Here is a 19093-nt window from a genome sequence, read left to right as displayed (position 1 = left end):
GTGGGCTTCTTTTTTAGATATAGCCGAATACTTTCAGTTTTTAAAAGCATGATTTTCCAGAGCTTAATTTAATCTGTTAAAAGCAAAAAGCACCAGGAAGTTCCCGGTGCTTTTCTATTGAAATTAAATTAATTATTTACGATTGAGAAGATTTTTCAGCAGCTGATGGCTTCTTAGGTTTAGAAGTTTTTCCTTCCAATCCGTCTTTCGCTTCATTCAGGTCAAGAACTACAGTTTCACCCTCGTTCAATTGTTTGTTTACAAGCATTTCTGCCAATAAATCCTCAATATACTTCTGGATCGCTCTCTTCAGTGGTCTTGCTCCAAAGTCTTTATCCCATCCTTTTTCTGAAATAAAGTTTTTCGCTTCTTCTGTTAATTCCACTTTATAACCTAATTTTTCAAGTCTGCCATAAAGCTTGTTCAGTTCAATATCAATGATTTTCTTGATATCATCCTGTACCAGAGAGTTGAAGATCACAATGTCGTCAATTCTGTTTAGGAATTCAGGAGCAAATGCTTTTTTAAGTGCATTTTCAATGGTGCTTCTTGCTCTGGAGTCTGAAGTCGTTTTTTTAGCTGAAGTACCAAATCCTACACCATCTCCGAAATCTTTAAGATCTCTTGTTCCGATATTGGATGTAAGGATGATAATCGTATTTCTAAAGTCGATTTTTCTACCTAAGCTATCTGTAACGTGCCCTTCATCAAGAATTTGTAACAGGATATTGAAGACATCTGGGTGAGCTTTTTCAATCTCATCCAAAAGAACCACAGCATAAGGTTTTCTTCTTACCGCTTCAGTCAACTGGCCACCTTCTTCGTATCCAACATATCCCGGAGGCGCTCCAACCAATCTTGAAACCGCAAATTTCTCCATGTATTCACTCATGTCAATTCGGATAAGAGATTCATCGGATTCAAAAAGTTCTCTGGCCATTACCTTAGCCAACTCGGTTTTACCAACCCCGGTTGTACCCAGGAAGATAAATGTACCGATAGGACGGTTAGGATCCTTAAGACCAGCTCTGTTTCTTTGAATAGCCTTCACAACTTTCTTCACAGCTTCTTCCTGACCGATAACTTTTCCATTCAGTTTCTCATCCATCTGAGCCAATTTATCAAGCTCATTTTTACCAACCTTCGTTACAGGAACACCACTCATCATAGAAACCACTTCCGCTACATTTTCTTCGCTCACGGTTTCTTTTTTCTCTTTTACATCTTTATCCCATTTTTCCTGAGCAGCATTCAGCTCCATCTGAAGACGTTCCTCCTCATCTTTAAGCTTTCTGGCTTCAAGATAATCCTGTGCTTTTACTGCTTTCTGTTTCAGTTCCTTGATATCTTCAATTTTCTTTTCAAAATCAATGATCTCGGTAGGAACTTTCATGTTCTTGATGTAAACTCTTGAACCCGCTTCGTCCATAGCATCAATAGCTTTGTCCGGTAAGAAACGGTCTGTAATATATCTTGATGTCAGATTGACACACGCATTAATAGCTTCAGGAGTATAAACTACATTGTGATGTTCTTCATACTTATCCTTGATCTGGTTCAGAATCTGAATAGTTTCTTCAATAGAAGTAGGTTCCACCATTACTTTCTGGAATCTTCTTTCTAAAGCGCCGTCTTTTTCAATATACTGACGGTATTCATCAAGAGTAGTAGCCCCGATGCATTGAATTTCACCTCGTGCCAGTGCCGGTTTAAACATATTGGAGGCATCTAAACTTCCTGTAGAACTTCCTGCACCTACAATAGTGTGAAGCTCATCGATGAATAAGATGACATCTCTGTTTTTCTCCAGCTCGGTCATGATGGCCTTCATTCTTTCTTCAAACTGGCCACGGTATTTAGTTCCGGCTACTAAACTTGCCAGATCTAAAGTGATGACACGCTTTCCGTAAAGAACTCTTGACACTTTTTTCTGTTGAATTCTTAAAGCTAAACCTTCTGCAATCGCAGATTTACCAACTCCCGGCTCCCCGATAAGAAGTGGGTTGTTTTTCTTTCTACGGGATAAGATCTGAGACACTCTCTCAATTTCTTTTTCACGACCAATTACAGGGTCCAGTTTTCCATCTCTGGCCAAAGACGTTAAGTCTCTACCAAAGTTGTCCAAAGTAGGGGTCTTGCTTTTTGCTGAGCCTAAATTTCCTGTAGGCTTTCTCATTTGCTCGAATTCCTCTCTTTCATCATCGTCATCATAAGCACTCATCTGTGGTGACTGCCCGGAATTTTTAAGCATAGTCTGGTACTCTCTTGAAACACCTTCATAGTCGATGTCATAAGCTCCCAAAATATTTGAAGTAGGATCCTCATATTTATATAGAATACCTAAAAGCAAGTGAACGGTATTAATTTCATTGCTTTTGTATTGACGGCATTCTAACTCCGCACGTTTAATGGCATGATCTGCCATTTTGGTGAAAGAAATATTGGTAACCTCCTCAGAAATAGGATTAAGACTTGCTGTATTTAGAGTTTCAATTTTTCTTCTGATTTGTGTTAAATCCGCATTGAGGTTTTGAAGGATTTCTTTAGCAGAGTTTTCCGTTTTTATAATACCTAAAAGTAGATGTTCTGTATTAAGAAATTCACTTTTCAGCCTTTTAGCTTCGCTTTTGCTTTGTTTGAACACCTGGCTCAAACCTTGTGAAAACTTATAATCCATAATATATCTCATTAGAACAAAGGCAACATTACCTTTTATTCATTATCTAAATTACAAATATTTTACCAAAAATCAATTAATGACTTTATGGCAGTAAAAAATTTTATTATCTTCTTGAAAATGATTAAGTTTGTTATCCTTAAATATTCCTCATGAATCCCGAAATTACCACTTACGTCGGATACTCGGCCTCAGTTTTTATCGTGCTGAGTTTCATACTGAAAGATGTAAGAAAAATCAGAGTCGTTAACATGATCGGTTGTTTCTGCTTTGTCATTTATGGCTTCTTTAGCGGACCATTATGGCCGGTTATTATTCCTAACGGACTTATTTGCTTTATTCAGATCTATCATTTATTGCTTGGAAAGAAAGCGTAATGCAGAAAAAAATACTCACATCTGCCTTCAGTAATTTGTATACGGATCAGCGTATTGAAAAGGTATGCCAGACTTTATATCAGAATGGTTACAAGATTGAGCTGATAGGGAATGACTGGAATGGAGCTGAAGAAATGCTGCGTCCTTATCCATTTTCAAGGATCCATTTAGCTTCAAAAAGCCTGAAAACGGCTTATTTTGAATTTAACTGGAAACTGTACCATGAGCTCAGAAAAAAAGCAGATCAGAATACAATTCTTCATGCCAACGATATTGATGCGTTGTACCCCAATTATCTTATTGCTAAAAAGCTAAACATTCCATTAGTTTTTGACAGTCATGAAATTTTTTCAGAAATGCCTGCTGTTCAAGGCAAAATGTCACAAAAATTGTGGCGCTATATAGAAAAAACTGTCATTCCTGAACTGTCATGGATGATTACAGCGAGTGGAAGTTATGGAAAATGGTTTGAGAAAAAGTATGGTATACATCCTGTGGTGGTTCAGAATGCCCCCAAAAGTATAGACTTTACTATTGATATTCCCGAAAATAATCCTAAAATACTTTTATATCAGGGTGCTATCAATCCTTTCAGGGGAATTGATAAAGTAATCCTTGCTATGCATCATATAGATAATGTATTGTTGAAAATCGCAGGAGATGGTCCTAGAAAAAAAGAATATGAGGATCTTGTAATCAGGGAAAAACTTCAGAATAAAGTTCAGTTTCTGGGAAAATTAAAGCCGGAAGACTTAAGAAAAGTGACTGTAACTGCAGATTGTGGAATGAGCATTGAAGAAAATGGAGGTGACAGCTATCTCTATTCATTGCCTAATAAGGTGCTGGACTGTATTCAGGCTTGTGTTCCTTTAATTCTGTCAAATCTTCCTGAATTGCAGAATATTAAAAATCAGTTTGATGTAGGGGAGATTATCCAGGATCATCAGCCGGAAAATATTGCAGTTGCAGTGAAAAAGGTCTTAGATAGAGGGAGAGAGAACTATCTTGAAGAGCTCGAAAAAGCCTCAAAAGCACTTTGTTGGGAAAATGAAGAAATAAAGCTGTTGCAGGTTTTTCAGAAAGCATCTAATTCGTTAGGCTTTAAGTAATAGACTATATTCATGATGTGAAAAATATCTGAAGCCAGTCTGCACTTTACTGCTTTAGGTCTAAAGCATAATTTACTATCTTTGCACAAAGAAATTTTTTTAAAATGACCATTAAAGAAAAACAGCAGGAAATAATCGACGAGTTTGCGTTTCTTGAAGATTGGGAGCAGAAATATGAGTACATCATAGACCTTGGAAAAGAACTGAAGGGGCTTTCGGTAGACAAGAAAACAGATGATAATCTGATCAAAGGCTGTCAAAGTAAAGTTTGGATAGATGCTGAATTTAAGGATGGTAAGCTTTTCTTTAATGCAGATTCAGACGGAATTTTACCAAAAGGAATTGTTTCTCTTCTGGTAAGTATTTACAGTGGACATTCTACCCAGGAAATCCTGGATTCTGACTTTGAATTTATCTCAGAGATCGGGTTACAGGAGTTTCTTTCGCCATCCAGAGCAAATGGTCTGATGGCTATGACAAAACAGATCAAATTTTACGCAGTAGCTTATCAGCTGAAATCATAATCGTGACCAGAATTTTAGCATATCGTTTTTCTGCGTTTGGAGATGTTGCCATGACGGTTCCTGTTTTTAAGGAATTTTTAGAGCAAAATCCCGATGTGGAGATTATCATGGTTTCCAGGAAGAACTTTGAAGCTTTGTTTGCAGGTATTCCTAATGTTATATTCAAAGGAATTAATGTAGATGATTATAAAGGATTCTTTGGACTAAGTAAACTTGGGAATGAATTGATCAAAGAATTCAAACCTGATTATATTGCCAATCTTCATGATGTGATCCGAACTAAAATTTTGGACAGAATCTATAGAAGAAAAGGATTAAAAGTTTTTAAAATAGACAAGGGAAAGGAGGAGAAAGAAAACCTTACGGATGTCTGGAACTTGGATAAAGTTCAGTTGAAAAAAACAGTTGAACGTTATGCAGACGTTTTCCGTGAAATGGGTTTTAAATTAGAGCTTTCTCACAAATTAAGACCTGGTTCAGAACATAAATCGGGAATTGGTTTTGCTCCTTTCGCTCAGCATAAAGGAAAAATGCTTCCGCTGGAAAAATCATTTGAACTGGCCAGGATTTTGGCTCAGAAACATACTGTATACTTTTTTGGAGGCGGTAAAAAAGAGACAGAAACCCTTGAATCCTGGGAGAGCAAGATTCCTAATACAAAAAGTCTTTCCGGAAAATTAAGCCTTACCGAAGAGCTTCAGAAAATCGCTGAACTGGAAGTAATGATTTCTATGGATTCTGCGAATATGCATCTGGCAAGTCTTGTGGGAACCAGATGTGTTTCTATATGGTGTGCCACGCATCCATATGCCGGTTTTTTAGGCTTCGGGCAGAGCGAAGAAGATGTGGTACAGGTAAAAGATCTTTCGTGCAGACCATGTTCGGTTTTTGGAGATAAAGAATGTTACAGAGGAGACTGGGCTTGTATTGAAGAGTTCAGCATTCAAAAAGTCGTTGAGAAAATCTGACATGATGAAGCTTTCAATCTGTATACCTGTCTATAATTTTGATGTCCGTGAATTGGTTTTTGATTTAGAAAAAGAAATTAACAGCCAGGAAATTGATGCTGAAATTATATTGATCGATGATGCTTCGAAGGAAGAGTTTAAGCAGACGAACAGAGAGCTTCAGAATATTATTCATCAATTTATTTTTCTTGAAAAAAATATCGGACGCTCCAGAATCCGCAATCTTTTTCTGGATTATTCTAAAGGAGAATATCTTTTATTTCTGGATTGCGATGGAAAAATCGTAGGAAAGAATTTCTTAAAAAATTATATACAGTTTATACAGGAATATCCGGATACTGAAATTATTTATGGAGGCCGGAAAGTTCTGGGTTCTGCATCCGGTTCGGATCATTATTTAAGATGGAAATTTGCTGTTGAGAGGGAAAATCTTTCAGTAGAATTGCGTAGAAAAAATCCATATTTAAGCTTTCAGACCAATAATTTTGTGATTCAGAAAGAGGTATTGAGAAAAGTAGGCTTTAATCCCGAATTTCAAAAGTACGGCTATGAAGATCTTCTTTTTGCAATGGATTTAAAAGCTGAACACATCAAAATAAACCATATTGATAATCCGATTCTTAATAATGATTTGGAAAGCAATATAATTTATCTGGATAAAGTAGAAGAGTCTGTGGAAAGCTTGTCTCATATGCTTAAAGATAAAACCTTGAATTCAAAATTAGCAGAAGTAAAACTTGTTAAGGTGTATAATAAGCTTAAAAATACACCTTTTAAGACTGTTTTAGAGTCATTGTTCACAATAGGAGAAGGAAACATAAAAAGAAGGCTTTCTAAAGGAGATGTGAACCTCCGCTATCTGGATATATATAAGCTTGGACTTCTTTTCAGGAAAATGAAATAAAATATGGAATCAGGCTCAAAAGTTGGGAAATAATATTGTCTGTATGTATGAAATTTAATTTGACACAAAGTTTTTAGCATCTTATCTTATAGTCTTAAGGAAGTAAAGAACGAAGTAAATACATATGTACGAATCTTCTTTAACAAAAAGTATAGATTTGAACTAATCCCCAAGTTTTTGCGCTTGATCCGAAATGTATTTTATTTAATACTATAAAATAAAAAAACTCTCAGAAATCTGAGAGTTTTTGTGGGCCCTGAGGGATTCGAACCCCCGACCCTCTGGGTGTAAACCAGATGCTCTGAACCAACTGAGCTAAGAGCCCGAAATTTTTTTTAAAGGTTTCGTTTCCTTTTTTGTGGGTCCTGAGGGATTCGAACCCCCGACCCTCTGGGTGTAAACCAGATGCTCTGAACCAACTGAGCTAAGAACCCTCTAGACTTTGTTATTGTTTCCTCGTTTAGAGTGGTGCAAATATACAACTTATTCTTTAAACTCCAAATTTTTTTCTAAAAAATCTCCCACAACAAAGTTACTTCCACCAATAAAAATCATTTCTTCATTTGTACATCGTTCTTTTGCAGATAGATATGCTTCCTGTATGGAATTAAAAATTTTATAAAAAATTTTAGCCTCCTGAAGCAGGTTTTCATAATCTTTGGGGTGTCTTCCCCTGTTGATGGATGGTTTGGCAAAATAAAACTCAGAATTTTCAGGAAGTAAACCCATCACTTCATCGATGTTTTTATCATTGACGAACCCCAAAATGATATGCTTGTGTCTGTCAATTGAATTTAATTGTGAAAAAACATACTCCAGACCTGCCTGATTATGTCCCGTATCACAAATCGTAAGCGGGTCCTTTGAGAACTCAAACCAACGGCCAATAAATCCTGTATTTTGATGAACGTTCAATAAACCTGTTTCCAGATTCTGATCTGTAATAGTAATGTGCAGTTTTTTTAACTCTTCAACAATAGCGAGAACCACCCGAACATTCTTTTGCTGATAATTTCCTTTCAAATCAGAGGAGAGATCAGTATGAAGCAGGGTAGCGTCTATAAAAGGAGCATGTTTCTTCAGTGCTTTTTCTTTGATGATTGCTTTTACAGTTTCATTGTCATCTCCTGAAATGACAGGGATGTTCTTTTTAATGATCCCAGCTTTCTCACTGGCAATTTCCTCAATAGTATTTCCTAATATATTCTGATGGTCAAGCTGAACATTTGTGATAGCAGAAACCAAAGGCTTAATAATATTGGTAGAATCCAGCCTTCCGCCTAATCCAACCTCAATAATGGCAAAATCTACCTGCTGCTGATAAAAATATTCAAAAGCCATGATCGTAGTAAATTCAAAAAATGACGGAAGGATTTCTTCAGGAATATTTTTAAGTTTTTGGATAAAATCAAAGACAAACTCCTTGCTGCAGTTTTTACCATTTACTTTAATACGCTCTGTAAAATCAATAAGATGAGGAGAATTGTACAGACCTACTTTATAGCCGGCTTCCTGAAGTACAGATGCCAGCATATTGCTTGAGGATCCCTTTCCATTAGTTCCGCCAATGTGAATGCATTTTATTTTTTCCTGAGGGTTTCCAAAGTATGTACACAGTTTGGTAATATTGTCAAGCCCTGGTTTATAAGCCTTTTGTCCATCTATCTGGTAGTTGGGCATTTGTATGAAAAGCCAATCAATAGCCTCCTGATATTGTTCATTTGTCATGATACAAAATTCTCAAAAGTTTTATGAAAATGAAACTATTTTTTTCAATCTGTAACTTTTTTATATTTACTTCGTCTAATAGGGAAAAATCTTAATATGAAATCGCAGTGATTTGTAAGTGCAAATACTGATGAAAATGACGCGATTGCATATGACCATTAAAAACAAATAAACATTTATATATGAAAAAAGTTTGGATTATCGTTTTTGGATTAGGTTGTCTGAGTGTGAACGCTCAGAAGAAATGGTCCTTAAAAGAATGTGTAAGCTATGCAGTGGAGCATAATCTTCAGGTTATCCAAAATCAATATAACAAACAAACTCAGGATGCCAGTCTTAAAATTGCTAAAAAAGGATATTTACCTTCTGTTTCTGCAAGTGTGGGGAATACGGTCAGCTTTGGACAAACCTCTTTCGGAACGGGGAGTTTAAGAAATGACAGATTCAGTAACAATGTAAATATTGGAGCTGATATCCTGGTATATAACAATGGCAGACTGGAGAAAACGGTTAGAAAGACTGAATTTGATTTGCAGGCAAGCCAGTACGATGTGGAAACGATTAAAAATGATATCTCATTGCAGATCGCACAGCAATATTTAACAACATTACTGAATAAAGAAATTGTAAAAATATCTGAGAGTGCTGTTGAGAATGCTAAAAAACAATACGACAGAGCAAAAATAACAACAGCTGTAGGGACAACAGCGCAAACTGTTTTAGCAGAAGCGGAAGCAGCATTAGCAAGAGAAAAGCAAAATTTGAAAACGGCAGAGGTTAACGTGGGACGAAGCTTATTTGCAATGGTTCAGCTTTTACAGCTGTCTGATTATAAAGGATTTGATGTGGAAGATGTTGCGGTTTCAGATCAGCTGTCTCCCGAACTTAAATCTGTAGATGAAGTTTTATCTATTGCCTATGAATCCCAGCCTCAGATTAAAGCAGCAGAAAGCAGAATAAATTCTGCGGAAGCTCAGACTGAGGTTTCAAAAACAGCTTATTGGCCTACCATAACAGCAAGTGCAGGAGTAGGAACTTTCTATAATAACCTTTTAAATACCGATAATATTGGTAACGCGCTTGTTTACATTAAGGAAAAAGGTTTATTCAAGCAGTATAATGATAACTTTGGACAGCAGGCCAGTCTTTCTGTAAATATTCCTATTTTTAATAAAGGAATTACAAAATTGCAGGTAGAGCAGTCCAGAATCAACGAAAGTATTGCTAAAAATACATTGGAACAGCAGAAGCAGACGGTAAGACAGAATGTGCAGAAAGCACAGTTTGATGCTGATGCCAACTATGAGTCGTATATGGCAGCAGTAGAGGCAGAAAAAAGCTCAAAACTAGCCCTTGATTTTGCAGATAAAAGTTATGCAGCCGGAAAAACAACCATCTATGACGTTAATGTAGCAAGAAATAATTATGCAAATGCACAGGGATCAGTAGCACAGGCGAAATATAATTATCTTTTCAGTCTTAAATTATTGAATTTCTATGCGGGAATTCCACTAAGTTTATAAAATGTCTATCCAATCGTTAGAAAAATATTTACCACAAAATACACTTAAATATTTAAGAATTTGGTTTTCAGATTATTATATTCATATAAAAGTCACAAGAAACAGGAATTCTAAACTGGGAGATTACAGAAAGCTCCCGGATAATTCTCATGAAATTACGGTAAACTCTACGCTTACTCCACAGCTTTTTTTCTTTGTGCTTACTCACGAGCTGGCCCATCTGATCGCTTTCGAAAAATATGGTAGAAGAATCTCTCCGCATGGCAATGAATGGAAAGAAACTTTTAGAAATATGCTGGTTGAAAGTCTTGAAATTTATGATGAAGAGTTGAAGCCTATTATCATAAAATTTTCAAAATCACCAAAGGCTAATTTTATGGCTAGCCCTGATCTGGTAAGATATTTTCATACTGAAAAACAGGATGATAGCCTCCATTTTATCGAGCAACTTCAAAAAGGTGAATTTTTTATATATCGCAACGAAAAGTATTTATTAGAAGGTCTGATTAAAAAAAACTATCTTTGTAAGAACCTGGCTACTGGAAGAAAGTATTCTTTCAAGCCTTTAGCGAGGGTAGAAAAATGTAGCTAAGAATGTTAAAATCAGATAGATACTGTGTGATAATGGCGGGAGGAATCGGTAGTAGATTCTGGCCGATGAGCACGCAGAAATTTCCAAAACAGTTTCAGGATATTTTAGGAACAGGGCGTACCATGATTCAGCAAACTTATGACAGAATCAGTAAAGTAATTCCTAAAGAACATATATTCGTAATTACGAATAAAGAATATGTGACACTTTCCCATCAACAGCTTCCGGAAATTCCGGAAGAAAATATTGTGGGTGAACCTCTGATGAAAAATACAGCGGCATGTAATCTGTACATGGCGAATAAAATTGCTGAAATAAATCCGAATGCTACCATGATCGTTCTTCCTGCAGATCATCTGATTCTGAAAGAAGAGGTATTTCTGGAAAAAGTATTGTTGGCATTTGACCTGGCTTCCAAACATGATTATCTGGTAACATTGGGAATAACACCTACAAGACCTGATACGGGATATGGGTATATTCAGTTTGTAGAAAAGAAAAATTCAGAATATTTCAAAGTAAAAACATTTACAGAAAAGCCAATTCTTGAGATTGCCCAAAGCTTTTTAGATAGCGGAGATTTTCTTTGGAATGCAGGAATCTTTATCTGGAATATCAAAAGCATTCATCATGCATTCGAGATGTATCTTCCCGAGATGACGCAGCATTTTATGGCGTGCGAATATAACTCAGAGAAGGAAAACAGCTGTATAGAAACCATTTATCCAAAGGTGCAGAAAATTTCCATTGATAACGGAATTTTAGAAAAAGCGAAAAACGTATATGTTATTCCATCAGACTTAGGGTGGAGTGATCTTGGAACATGGACGTCTGTCTATGAAAATACGGACAAAGACAAGGATGGAAATGCAGTGAAACTGAAGCATTTGCTTTCTTACAACTCAAAAGGAAATATTATCCGTTTAAAAAACAATAACAAGGCAGTCATAATTGATGGTCTTGAAAATTATATTGTAGTAGATACTGATAAGGCACTTCTTATTTGTCCCAGAGACAACGACCAGCTGATCAAAGATTATGTACTGGATCTGAAAAGTTTTAAGAAAGGAGACAAATTTATGTAGTATTTGGTATCTTTTATGCTTATTTTTAGGCTATGATTAAATGTACACTCCGATTCACGACTTTAGTACTTTTACTTTTTACAGTTCTGGGAAATGCCCAGGAAAAGAAAAAGTTTTCAAGTATCCCCAATATATTACAGAGAATAGAGCCTGACGATAAGGTAGACTCCTGGGTTCTGGTATACAACAGCTATGGAAAAGGGGAGGAGATCAAAGTTTCCGGAGGGAAGATAAATTATACACCTCAGTTTTCCGGATTTAATATGTTTCCTAGTGAAGACAGTTTTTATTATATAGCCTATTCTTCAGGTGGAAAAATTAATTATATACTTGATACTGAAGCTTTAAAAGTTTTTGTAGGAAAAATTGATAATGTTCAGGAGGCTGCGATAATATTGGCTGCTGATGGCTATATGGTAGACGAGGAGTTCAAGGATCTTGCAGGGAATTATCATGAAGATCAGAAGAATTATTATCTGGATCTTGGAAAATTAACATCAAAGGAATGTCCATATCAGAAAACACATTATACATTAACGGTAAGTAAGGCTACCGGGCTTGTATCGAACGTGAAAGATAATGGAACCTATATTGAGCTTTACAATAAAAAATGTGCTAATAACCCAAGACTTTTAAAAGTAGAGAAAAAAGAAGAACCAAAGACTGATGAGCCTAAAAAAACACCCAAACGCAGATAACACTTATGAAACAGAGCGTTTAATACTTCGCCCTATGTCTGCTGAAGACAGAGATTTTATTTTTGAACTGTATAACAGGCCAAAATTTATCCAGCATATCGGCAACCGAAATGTGAATACTGCTGAAGACGCTGAAAAATATATTCTGAACAGATTTGCTCCACAGATTGAGAGACTTGGATATGGAAACTATCTTTTAATAACTAAAGATAATAATGAAAAAGTTGGAGCTGTGGGAATTTTTGAAAGAGAAGGGCTTGATGTGGTAGATATTGGCTATTCTTTATTGGAAGAGTTTGAAGGAAAAGGCTATGCTTTCGAAGCAGCCCAAAAGGTAAAATCTATTGGAATGGATGAGTTTGGATTGTCAAAAATATCTGCAATTATTTCAAAAGATAATCTTTCTTCACAAAAGCTGATCGAAAAATTAGGATTGAAGTTTATGAAATATGTTACCCTTCCCGGAGAAACGGAAGAGTTGAATTATTACGAAACAGAATAAAAATCAAACGTTACACCATAAAAAATCCACAAAATTCTTTGTGGATTTTTTCTTTTTATCAGGGCCGAAAATTATCCTTCTAAAATTTGTTCGGCAGCAGTTTTGGAGGTTACTTTTTCAATAACCCTTGTACAAACTCCATTTTCATCAAAAATAAACGTGGTTCTTACAATTCCCATATAAGTCTTACCAAACGTTTTTTTCTCCTGCCAAACCCCAAATTTTTCAATAATATCACGGGTTTCATCGGCAATAAGATCATAAGGGAATGCGAATTTGCTGTGAAAGTTTTTCTGCTTCTTTACAGAGTCTCCACTTACTCCCAATAGCTGGAATCCTGCCTGTTCAAGCTTGGAATAATTATCACTCAGATTACACGCTTCAACAGTACATGTTGGAGTACTCGCCTGAGGATAAAAGAAAACAACTAGCTTTTTCCCGATTAATTTTGGTGAAGATACAGTTTCTCCATCCTGGTTTATTCCTTCAAATTGAGGTAATTTATCTCCAACTTTCAGCATAATGATTTAATTTTGTTCAAATTTAAGGGTAAAATGACAAAAAAGCAAAGAGCAGAGCTCGTTCAGATAGAACTGGATAAATTATATCCTACAACACCTATTCCTTTGGATCATACTGATCCTTATACTTTAATGGTTGCTGTTGCCCTTTCTGCACAGACAACGGATAAAAAAGTAAATGAAGTTACCCCAAACCTTTTTGAGGTTGCCGGAACACCACAGAGAATGGCGAAGCTGGAAGAATTTCAGATCAAGGAATTGATTAAAGAAATAGGATTATCCAATACCAAAGCCAAAAATTTAAAGAGAATGGCTGAACTTTTACTTGAAAGACATGATGGTATTGTTCCACAGACTTATGAAGAATTAGAGGCTCTTCCGGGTGTAGGACATAAAACGGCATCAGTAGTGATGAGCCAGGGTTTTGGATTTCCTGCTTTTCCTGTAGATACACACATTCATCGCCTGATGACACAGTGGAAACTTACTTCCGGTAAAAATGTGGTGGAAACAGAGAAGGATGCCAAGAAATTATTCCCGGAAGAAGTATGGAATAAGCTTCATCTTCAGATCATTTTCTACGGAAGAGAATATTCTCCGGCAAGAGGAAAAGGAGAGAAAGATTTTATTACCAAAATGATGTTTGAAAAGTAAAAATCTTGATTTTGTACAAAATAAAATTCCCCTTCAAAGAAGGGGAGGATTTTTGCTTAGCAAAAAGACAGGGTCATTTATAATAATGATTAGATATCCAATAATCTTCTATGGTAATTAATCTGTCCTAAATGATAATCCAAATGGGTAATAAGATGAATCAGAAAGTAACCGGTTGTCATCGTATCTTCAAAAACAACAAGTGGATATTCCTTTTCCATTTCAGTTTCCGGAAGCTGGCTTAAAGCAGAGTCTATCATGGTCGTCATTGCTTCAATTTTTTCAATCAGTTCTGTTCTGGGAATATCTTTTAAAGAAAATTCAAGGTCACGATGCCTTACGTAACCTGTATTTCCCAGCTGTGTCCCTATAAAATGATTAAGATTTCCTATTAAATGAAGGCATAGATTTCCTGCGGAATTGGAAATGTTTTTGTCAGTCTTCCAGAGGTTCTCTTCGTTTTGATAAGCTTCTATTTCGGATTTTAATTTGTGCAGGTCTCTTTGATAAAGAGAGCGCAAAGGTGCTATGATCATGGTGGTTGGTTTTAAAATTAAAAAATGGGACCGTTTAAAAAAGTCCCATTTGTATTTTATATTACTTCTGTTTTTTAGCCCAAAGCTCCATCTTTCTGTTCAAAACATCCAATGGAAGGCATCCCTGACTTAATACTTCATCATGGAAGCTCGCCAAGTTAAATTTGTTACCAAGCTCTTTCTGATATTTTTCTCTCAGTTCACGGATTCTTAAAGACCCGATTTTATACCCTAAAGCCTGTCCCGGCATAGCCATATATCTTTCTACTTCAGCTACTGCTGCTCCCTCATCATAAGATATATTGCTCAGGAAGTATTTAATAGCTTCTTCTCTGCTCATTTTTCCGGTGTGTAAACCTGTGTCTATCACTAGTCTTACTGCTCTCAGCATCTGATCGCTTAAATATCCCATTTTCTGGTAAGGATTAGTATATAAGCCAAATTCAGGACCTAAGGTCTCACAATAGTGTGCCCATCCTTCGCCATAGGCTCCAAACCACCCGAATCTCATGAACTTCGGAAGTTTTGTATTCTCCTGTTGTAGAGAAATCTGATAATGGTGCCCTGGAATTGCTTCATGTAGGAATAAGGATTCCATTCCTGAAGTTACATTGAATTTGGTAGGATCGGGAAGCGGAACGTAGAAAATTCCTGCTCTTTTTCCATCAGGAGTTCCCGGAATATATTCAGCACTTGCACTGGCCTCTCTGAATTTTTCTGTCTGTCTGATCTCAAACTTTGTTTTTGGAGTCACATTGAACATGGTCTTCAGCTTCGGTGTAATCTTCGTCAGAATACTGTTGAACCCATCTAAAACCTCCTTAGAAGACTTATAGGTCATTGCTTTTGGATCTGTTTTCACAAAAGTGATAAACTCTTCTAATGTGCCGGAAAAACCAACCTGCTGCTTTACTTTTTCCATTTCTGCACGAAGCATAGCAACCTGCTGTAATCCGATCTTGTTGATCTCATCTGGAGATTTTTTCGTGGTTGTCCAGCTTTTGACATAATAGCCGTAAATTTCATTTCCGTTGGGAAGACTGTTGTATCCATCTGTATCTCTGCCTTTGGGTAAATATTCTTTTTCAAGGAATGTTCCCATTTTGGTATAGGCAGGAATTATTTTTTTAGTAATGACATCTTTATAAAGTGCTGAAAATTTATCTTTTTGTGCTTGAGTGAAGTTCTTCGGGAAGTTTTTAACAGGTCCGTAGAAAATGTTTTTTTCCATATCCTGAGTGGTAATTTCCTCAGCTTTCATTTGTGGAATCATTTTAACAATCAGCTTTTTAGGCAAGACAACCTTATTATTAATTCCTTCACGGAAGTTATCTGCAGCGGCATCCATCCATTCCGGGAATTTTTCCATTCTCTTCAGCCAGTCACTATAGTCTTTTTCTGTCTTGAAAGGCTGGCTTCCCTGTCCGCTTCCATACAAAGGAAAGTTTAAAGGAAGGCCTCCGAACTGAGTGAACGGGATATATTCCGGGTGATAGGCATACGCTTCAATTTTATCCTTTAAAGTATAATCCAATACATCATATACCACTTTATCCTCATCAGAAAGTGCTTTGTAATCTACATTTTCAAGCTGCTTCTGTACTGAATTGTAAAAAGCCACTTCTCCTGAGATGAAATCTTTATCAATATTGATGGGAAGCTGATCATTGTATCTTAGATCTCCCTGAGATGTTGCAGCTAAAGGGTATAGTTTAAGATACTGTTCATAATAATTGGATGCAATAGAATCCAGGTTGGTAGGGGTCACCTTGGTAAGGGGAGAATCTGTCTTTTTGCACGAAGCAAGACCGATCATTAATCCTAGTCCCAGAATACTTTTCGATAAAATATTTTTCATTTCAGAATCTTTATAAAGCAAAAGTAAGTATTATTGGGTATTTACACCCATATCCGAATTGATTTTAAAAAATAATTTTCAAAATCCTTTTCACATTAAATCAATTTTTTATCTTTGTCTAAAACGTTTAACAATCATATTATTACAGTTCTTTTTTTAAGAAAAAATGAAAGGGATTTTAAAAATTTACCATCCGGAGGAAACGCTAAAATACAATATCAGAAATACTTATTGTAAAGCAGTTTACAGCAACCAGCAGCATTTTTTAGAGGTTGAAATTATTACGGATGACGGTTTGGATCACGTAGACGATGATTCATTACAGTACAACTTTCCGCAGCTTTCACTTGAGATCTTCGATTTTCCTATCGACTCTGCGGAAATAGAAGGAAAAACAATCAAAATCAATGATTCTGACGAAGAAACCTATACCGAGGTTGATCTTTTCGATGATGAAGATGCCTATGTCTATGACAACGAGCTCTTTTTCGAAAAGAATGAAGAAGGTGAGCTTCAGGTGATCTGGAAGGGAACTATTGATGATTTCTATACCGGATCCGATACTCCTATTCCTTTTAGGCTAAAATGCGAGTTCAGGCAGGATGATATTGAAGTAGACGAAGACTAAACACTACTATCATTCTTTTTAGTATCAAATTTCTTTTCAAAATTTCTTTTGGAAAGAAATTTGCTGTTCATAAATCCTAACAAACTTTAAGTTGTTTTTAAGCAATTTTTAAGAGAGCAATTCATAATATTCCACTACATTTGTCGTTGAAACTTTAATAAAATTCACATTTAATGCTGTTAACGGAACTTTCTCAGATTTTATTTGCACAAATCACTACCCCTGCAGTTGCCGCAGACAATTTAGAATTTTCATTCTGGAAGATCATGTTCCACGGAGGAGCCTTCGCTAAAATAGTGATGGCAACCGTATTGCTGCTTGGAGTATTTTCTCTGTACCTGTTTTTTGAAAGATTTTTCTTTATTAAAAGACTTACCTCAAAGACAGACTCCAACTTCATGAATAATATTGAAGATTTTATCAAGGAAGGGAAAATAGAAGCCGCTGCTGATTATTGTAAAACACAGAACTCTCCGGAAGGAAGAATTCTGGAAAAAGGAATTTCAAGACTGGGACGTCCGGTTTCTGATATTGTAAGTGCAATGGAATCTCAGGCTCAGGTAGAAGTGGCCAATATGGAGAAAAACCTGAATCTTTTGGCGGTAGTACCAAGTATTGCACCAATGTTGGGACTTTTGGGAACGGTAATCGGGATGATTATTGCTTTCTTTAATCTATCCCATGCATCCGGATCTTTCTCACCAAAAACACTTTCGGAAGGTATTTATACCGCATTAGGGCAAACGGCTGTAGGTCTTGCCGTGGCAATCCCCGCAAACTTCTGCTACAATATTCTTTTAACAAGGATTGATAAGTTTGTACTGAAGGCACAGAATATGTCTGGAGAATTTTTAGATCTTATCAATAAACCTTTATAAATCTTTCCTAAGATGAAAATTCAGAGAAGAAATAAAGCGAACCCGGAATTCAGTTTAGCAGCGATGACAGACGTTATCCTGTTGATGCTGATCTTCTTTATGATTACCTCTTCTGCCGCCAACCAAAGTGCGATAGAGGTAAATCTGCCGAAAGCCGGGGCTGTTGAAGATAATATTCCCAATCCTGTGGTAGTAAGTATTAAGCCGGATGGGGCTTATTTTGTAGATGATAATCCTGTGAACAGGGGAGATCTGGAGAAGATTATTGTAGATAAATTAACAAGTCAGAGCAATAAGTCTTTCACCATCAGAGCCGATGAAAATACCATGCATAAAGATGTTGTTTTCGTAATGGAAATCGCTGAAAAACATAAATTTAACATTGCTATTGCAACGGTTAAGGATAAATAATAAGTGTAAGAATCATTTTTTAGGATGAGAAGCTATACAGCAAACAAAAACGAGGAAAACCGGGACAGAATAAAAAGTGCACTGCTTTCTATTCTTATATGGTGTGCCATCCTGCTTTTTGTTTTTTACTATAAATTGAAACCGGAACTGGATAAAGAACCTGAGGTTATCACCACCATGCTGGTTAACTTTGGAGACAACAGAAACGGAAACGGAGCTGAAGAACCTGCTGAACAGCCCGGAAGTTTAGCGGCAGAAACTGAAGTGGTAACACCGGAACCTGTAGAAGTTCCTGTTCCTGAAACGAAAGCCGAAGTAAAACCGGAACCTGTAGTGAAACCAGAACCAAAGAAAGTGGAAACTAAGGAGAAAGTTATTACAGGAAACAGTTCAAAAAATACGGTTCCTAAAAAGGAAGAATCTAAAAAAGCTGTAAAAAAGGAAGCCACCAGTGCAAGTGCTTCTAAAAATACTAAGAAATCAGGAGCCGCAAAAGCCAATTCAAAGACCGGAAACGGTGACGGGCAAGGAAATGCTGCTATCGGGAAGTTTCTTGGTGGTAAAGGACAAAACCCAGGTGGGCAGGGAGACGGAAAAGGTCCTGGAAATGCAGGAGATCCATTAGGTGGAGACGGAAACGGCGACAGTAAAGTGGGGATTGATAGAAAACTGGTAGGATACATTCCCGGAACGATGGGAAGAGGAGGAACACAACCTTCTCACAGCTGTACTGCCAGCGGATCTATTACAGTTGCCTACACTGTAGATAAAGCTGGAAATGTAGTATCTGCGAGAAGAGCAGGAGGAATTTCCGATCCTTGTGTATCATCTACATCCGTTAGCTGGGTGAAGAAATATGTAAAGGCTGAGAAAGCCAATGTATCTTCCAGCGGAACATATAAAATTACATTCTAAAATAG

Annotated in this window: 20 protein-coding genes and 2 tRNA genes; 15 read left to right on the top strand and 7 right to left on the bottom strand. The window is 36.5% G+C overall.

Going from position 1 to position 19093, the window contains the following annotated elements:
- Positions 1–136: 136 nt before the first annotated feature.
- Positions 137–2677 (bottom strand): ATP-dependent Clp protease ATP-binding subunit, encoded by a 2541-nt coding sequence (locus tag WH267_RS06545; protein WP_123320610.1) that lies wholly within the window; start codon positions 2675–2677, stop codon positions 137–139.
- Between the two features lie 152 nt (positions 2678–2829).
- On the opposite strand from WH267_RS06545, the gene WH267_RS06540 reads away from it, so the two are divergent.
- The 5 genes from WH267_RS06540 to WH267_RS06520 all read left to right on the top strand — a co-directional run bounded on the left by WH267_RS06540 (position 2830) and on the right by WH267_RS06520 (position 6559).
- The gene (locus WH267_RS06540; RefSeq protein ID WP_115968571.1) at positions 2830–3054 is read left to right on the top strand and encodes a uroporphyrinogen decarboxylase; all 225 of its coding nucleotides are present in this window, start codon (positions 2830–2832) and stop codon (positions 3052–3054) included.
- Positions 3054–4163, top strand: coding sequence for a glycosyltransferase (locus WH267_RS06535; RefSeq protein WP_115968570.1), 1110 nt, complete (start codon positions 3054–3056; stop codon positions 4161–4163). Before WH267_RS06540 ends, WH267_RS06535 begins: the two co-directional genes overlap by 1 nt.
- A 104-nt stretch (positions 4164–4267) precedes the next feature.
- Positions 4268–4687, top strand: coding sequence for a SufE family protein (locus WH267_RS06530; RefSeq protein WP_340006706.1), 420 nt, complete (start codon positions 4268–4270; stop codon positions 4685–4687).
- Between the two features lie 2 nt (positions 4688–4689).
- Positions 4690–5655, top strand: coding sequence for a glycosyltransferase family 9 protein (locus WH267_RS06525; RefSeq protein WP_228455750.1), 966 nt, complete (start codon positions 4690–4692; stop codon positions 5653–5655).
- A gap of 1 nt (position 5656) precedes the next feature.
- Positions 5657–6559, top strand: coding sequence for a glycosyltransferase family 2 protein (locus WH267_RS06520; RefSeq protein ID WP_228438463.1), 903 nt, complete (start codon positions 5657–5659; stop codon positions 6557–6559).
- Between the two features lie 250 nt (positions 6560–6809).
- Here the strand turns inward: WH267_RS06520 and WH267_RS06515 are convergent.
- The 3 genes from WH267_RS06515 to WH267_RS06505 all read right to left on the bottom strand — a co-directional run bounded on the left by WH267_RS06515 (position 6810) and on the right by WH267_RS06505 (position 8287).
- Positions 6810–6884, bottom strand: a tRNA-Val gene (locus WH267_RS06515).
- A gap of 34 nt (positions 6885–6918) precedes the next feature.
- A tRNA-Val gene (locus tag WH267_RS06510) sits at positions 6919–6993 on the bottom strand.
- 49 nt (positions 6994–7042) lie between these two features.
- A complete protein-coding gene (locus WH267_RS06505; protein WP_340006702.1) occupies positions 7043–8287 on the bottom strand; it encodes a bifunctional folylpolyglutamate synthase/dihydrofolate synthase in 1245 nt (414 codons plus the stop codon).
- Positions 8288–8469: 182 nt separating this feature from the next.
- Here WH267_RS06505 and WH267_RS06500 point away from each other — a divergent pair, with 182 nt between their 5' ends.
- Genes WH267_RS06500 through WH267_RS06480 form a run of 5 tightly spaced genes read left to right on the top strand, consistent with a single transcriptional unit; the run spans position 8470 to position 12687 of the window.
- On the top strand, positions 8470–9810 hold the full coding sequence (locus WH267_RS06500) for a TolC family protein (protein ID WP_340006700.1): 1341 nt from the start codon (positions 8470–8472) through the stop codon (positions 9808–9810).
- A gap of 1 nt (position 9811) precedes the next feature.
- Entirely contained in the window at positions 9812–10402 is a 591-nt protein-coding gene (locus tag WH267_RS06495; protein WP_115968560.1) for a SprT-like domain-containing protein, read from the top strand.
- 2 nt (positions 10403–10404) lie between these two features.
- Positions 10405–11487 (top strand): mannose-1-phosphate guanylyltransferase, encoded by a 1083-nt coding sequence (locus tag WH267_RS06490; protein ID WP_228438461.1) that lies wholly within the window; start codon positions 10405–10407, stop codon positions 11485–11487.
- Positions 11488–11519: 32 nt separating this feature from the next.
- A complete protein-coding gene (locus tag WH267_RS06485) occupies positions 11520–12185 on the top strand; it encodes a hypothetical protein (protein WP_340006696.1) in 666 nt (221 codons plus the stop codon).
- Entirely contained in the window at positions 12154–12687 is a 534-nt protein-coding gene (locus WH267_RS06480; protein ID WP_115968553.1) for a GNAT family N-acetyltransferase, read from the top strand. Before WH267_RS06485 ends, WH267_RS06480 begins: the two co-directional genes overlap by 32 nt.
- Positions 12688–12758: 71 nt before the next feature.
- Here WH267_RS06480 and bcp read toward each other — a convergent pair whose 3' ends face one another.
- The gene (gene bcp / locus WH267_RS06475; protein WP_115968551.1) at positions 12759–13208 is read right to left on the bottom strand and encodes a thioredoxin-dependent thiol peroxidase; all 450 of its coding nucleotides are present in this window, start codon (positions 13206–13208) and stop codon (positions 12759–12761) included.
- A 33-nt stretch (positions 13209–13241) separates the two neighbouring features.
- Here bcp and WH267_RS06470 point away from each other — a divergent pair, with 33 nt between their 5' ends.
- Positions 13242–13862, top strand: coding sequence for an endonuclease III domain-containing protein (locus WH267_RS06470; RefSeq protein WP_115968549.1), 621 nt, complete (start codon positions 13242–13244; stop codon positions 13860–13862).
- Positions 13863–13951: 89 nt separating this feature from the next.
- Here WH267_RS06470 and WH267_RS06465 read toward each other — a convergent pair whose 3' ends face one another.
- Positions 13952–14398: a DinB family protein gene (locus tag WH267_RS06465; protein ID WP_340006692.1), complete on the bottom strand. Its 447-nt coding sequence runs from the start codon at positions 14396–14398 to the stop codon at positions 13952–13954.
- 61 nt (positions 14399–14459) lie between these two features.
- Complete coding sequence (locus tag WH267_RS06460; protein WP_115968548.1) at positions 14460–16256, bottom strand: DUF885 domain-containing protein; 1797 nt, start codon at positions 16254–16256, stop codon at positions 14460–14462.
- Between the two features lie 166 nt (positions 16257–16422).
- Here WH267_RS06460 and WH267_RS06455 point away from each other — a divergent pair, with 166 nt between their 5' ends.
- The 4 genes from WH267_RS06455 to WH267_RS06440 all read left to right on the top strand — a co-directional run bounded on the left by WH267_RS06455 (position 16423) and on the right by WH267_RS06440 (position 19088).
- Positions 16423–16884 carry a hypothetical protein gene (locus tag WH267_RS06455; protein ID WP_115968546.1) on the top strand — a complete coding sequence of 154 codons (462 nt, stop codon included), beginning with the start codon at positions 16423–16425 and terminating at the stop codon, positions 16882–16884.
- A 173-nt stretch (positions 16885–17057) separates the two neighbouring features.
- Positions 17058–17762, top strand: coding sequence for a MotA/TolQ/ExbB proton channel family protein (locus WH267_RS06450; protein WP_115968545.1), 705 nt, complete (start codon positions 17058–17060; stop codon positions 17760–17762).
- 12 nt (positions 17763–17774) lie between these two features.
- A complete protein-coding gene (locus WH267_RS06445) occupies positions 17775–18173 on the top strand; it encodes an ExbD/TolR family protein (protein ID WP_340006688.1) in 399 nt (132 codons plus the stop codon).
- A gap of 24 nt (positions 18174–18197) precedes the next feature.
- Positions 18198–19088, top strand: a complete 891-nt coding sequence (locus WH267_RS06440; protein WP_340006686.1) for a ferric siderophore ABC transporter substrate-binding protein — start codon at positions 18198–18200, stop codon at positions 19086–19088.
- Positions 19089–19093: the final 5 nt, after the last annotated feature.

Source organism: Chryseobacterium sp. MYb328 (assembly GCF_037572595.1).
In the GTDB taxonomy this organism is placed as follows: domain Bacteria; phylum Bacteroidota; class Bacteroidia; order Flavobacteriales; family Weeksellaceae; genus Chryseobacterium; species Chryseobacterium pennae.
The sequence above is the reverse complement of the archived record's forward strand: the minus strand, read 5'-3'. Positions and strand labels throughout refer to the sequence as shown.

Coding starts and splice junctions, on each gene's coding strand:
- WH267_RS06545 (WP_123320610.1), bottom strand. CDS start 2,677: ATGGATTATAAGTTTTCACAAGGTTTGAGCCAGGTGTTCAAACAAAGC.
- WH267_RS06540 (WP_115968571.1), top strand. CDS start 2,830: ATGAATCCCGAAATTACCACTTACGTCGGATACTCGGCCTCAGTTTTT.
- WH267_RS06535 (WP_115968570.1), top strand. CDS start 3,054: ATGCAGAAAAAAATACTCACATCTGCCTTCAGTAATTTGTATACGGAT.
- WH267_RS06530 (WP_340006706.1), top strand. CDS start 4,268: ATGACCATTAAAGAAAAACAGCAGGAAATAATCGACGAGTTTGCGTTT.
- WH267_RS06520 (WP_228438463.1), top strand. CDS start 5,657: ATGATGAAGCTTTCAATCTGTATACCTGTCTATAATTTTGATGTCCGT.
- WH267_RS06505 (WP_340006702.1), bottom strand. CDS start 8,287: ATGACAAATGAACAATATCAGGAGGCTATTGATTGGCTTTTCATACAA.
- WH267_RS06500 (WP_340006700.1), top strand. CDS start 8,470: ATGAAAAAAGTTTGGATTATCGTTTTTGGATTAGGTTGTCTGAGTGTG.
- WH267_RS06495 (WP_115968560.1), top strand. CDS start 9,812: ATGTCTATCCAATCGTTAGAAAAATATTTACCACAAAATACACTTAAA.
- WH267_RS06490 (WP_228438461.1), top strand. CDS start 10,405: ATGTTAAAATCAGATAGATACTGTGTGATAATGGCGGGAGGAATCGGT.
- WH267_RS06485 (WP_340006696.1), top strand. CDS start 11,520: ATGATTAAATGTACACTCCGATTCACGACTTTAGTACTTTTACTTTTT.
- WH267_RS06480 (WP_115968553.1), top strand. CDS start 12,154: ATGAGCCTAAAAAAACACCCAAACGCAGATAACACTTATGAAACAGAG.
- bcp (WP_115968551.1), bottom strand. CDS start 13,208: ATGCTGAAAGTTGGAGATAAATTACCTCAATTTGAAGGAATAAACCAG.
- WH267_RS06470 (WP_115968549.1), top strand. CDS start 13,242: ATGACAAAAAAGCAAAGAGCAGAGCTCGTTCAGATAGAACTGGATAAA.
- WH267_RS06465 (WP_340006692.1), bottom strand. CDS start 14,398: ATGATCATAGCACCTTTGCGCTCTCTTTATCAAAGAGACCTGCACAAA.
- WH267_RS06460 (WP_115968548.1), bottom strand. CDS start 16,256: ATGAAAAATATTTTATCGAAAAGTATTCTGGGACTAGGATTAATGATC.
- WH267_RS06455 (WP_115968546.1), top strand. CDS start 16,423: ATGAAAGGGATTTTAAAAATTTACCATCCGGAGGAAACGCTAAAATAC.
- WH267_RS06450 (WP_115968545.1), top strand. CDS start 17,058: ATGCTGTTAACGGAACTTTCTCAGATTTTATTTGCACAAATCACTACC.
- WH267_RS06445 (WP_340006688.1), top strand. CDS start 17,775: ATGAAAATTCAGAGAAGAAATAAAGCGAACCCGGAATTCAGTTTAGCA.
- WH267_RS06440 (WP_340006686.1), top strand. CDS start 18,198: ATGAGAAGCTATACAGCAAACAAAAACGAGGAAAACCGGGACAGAATA.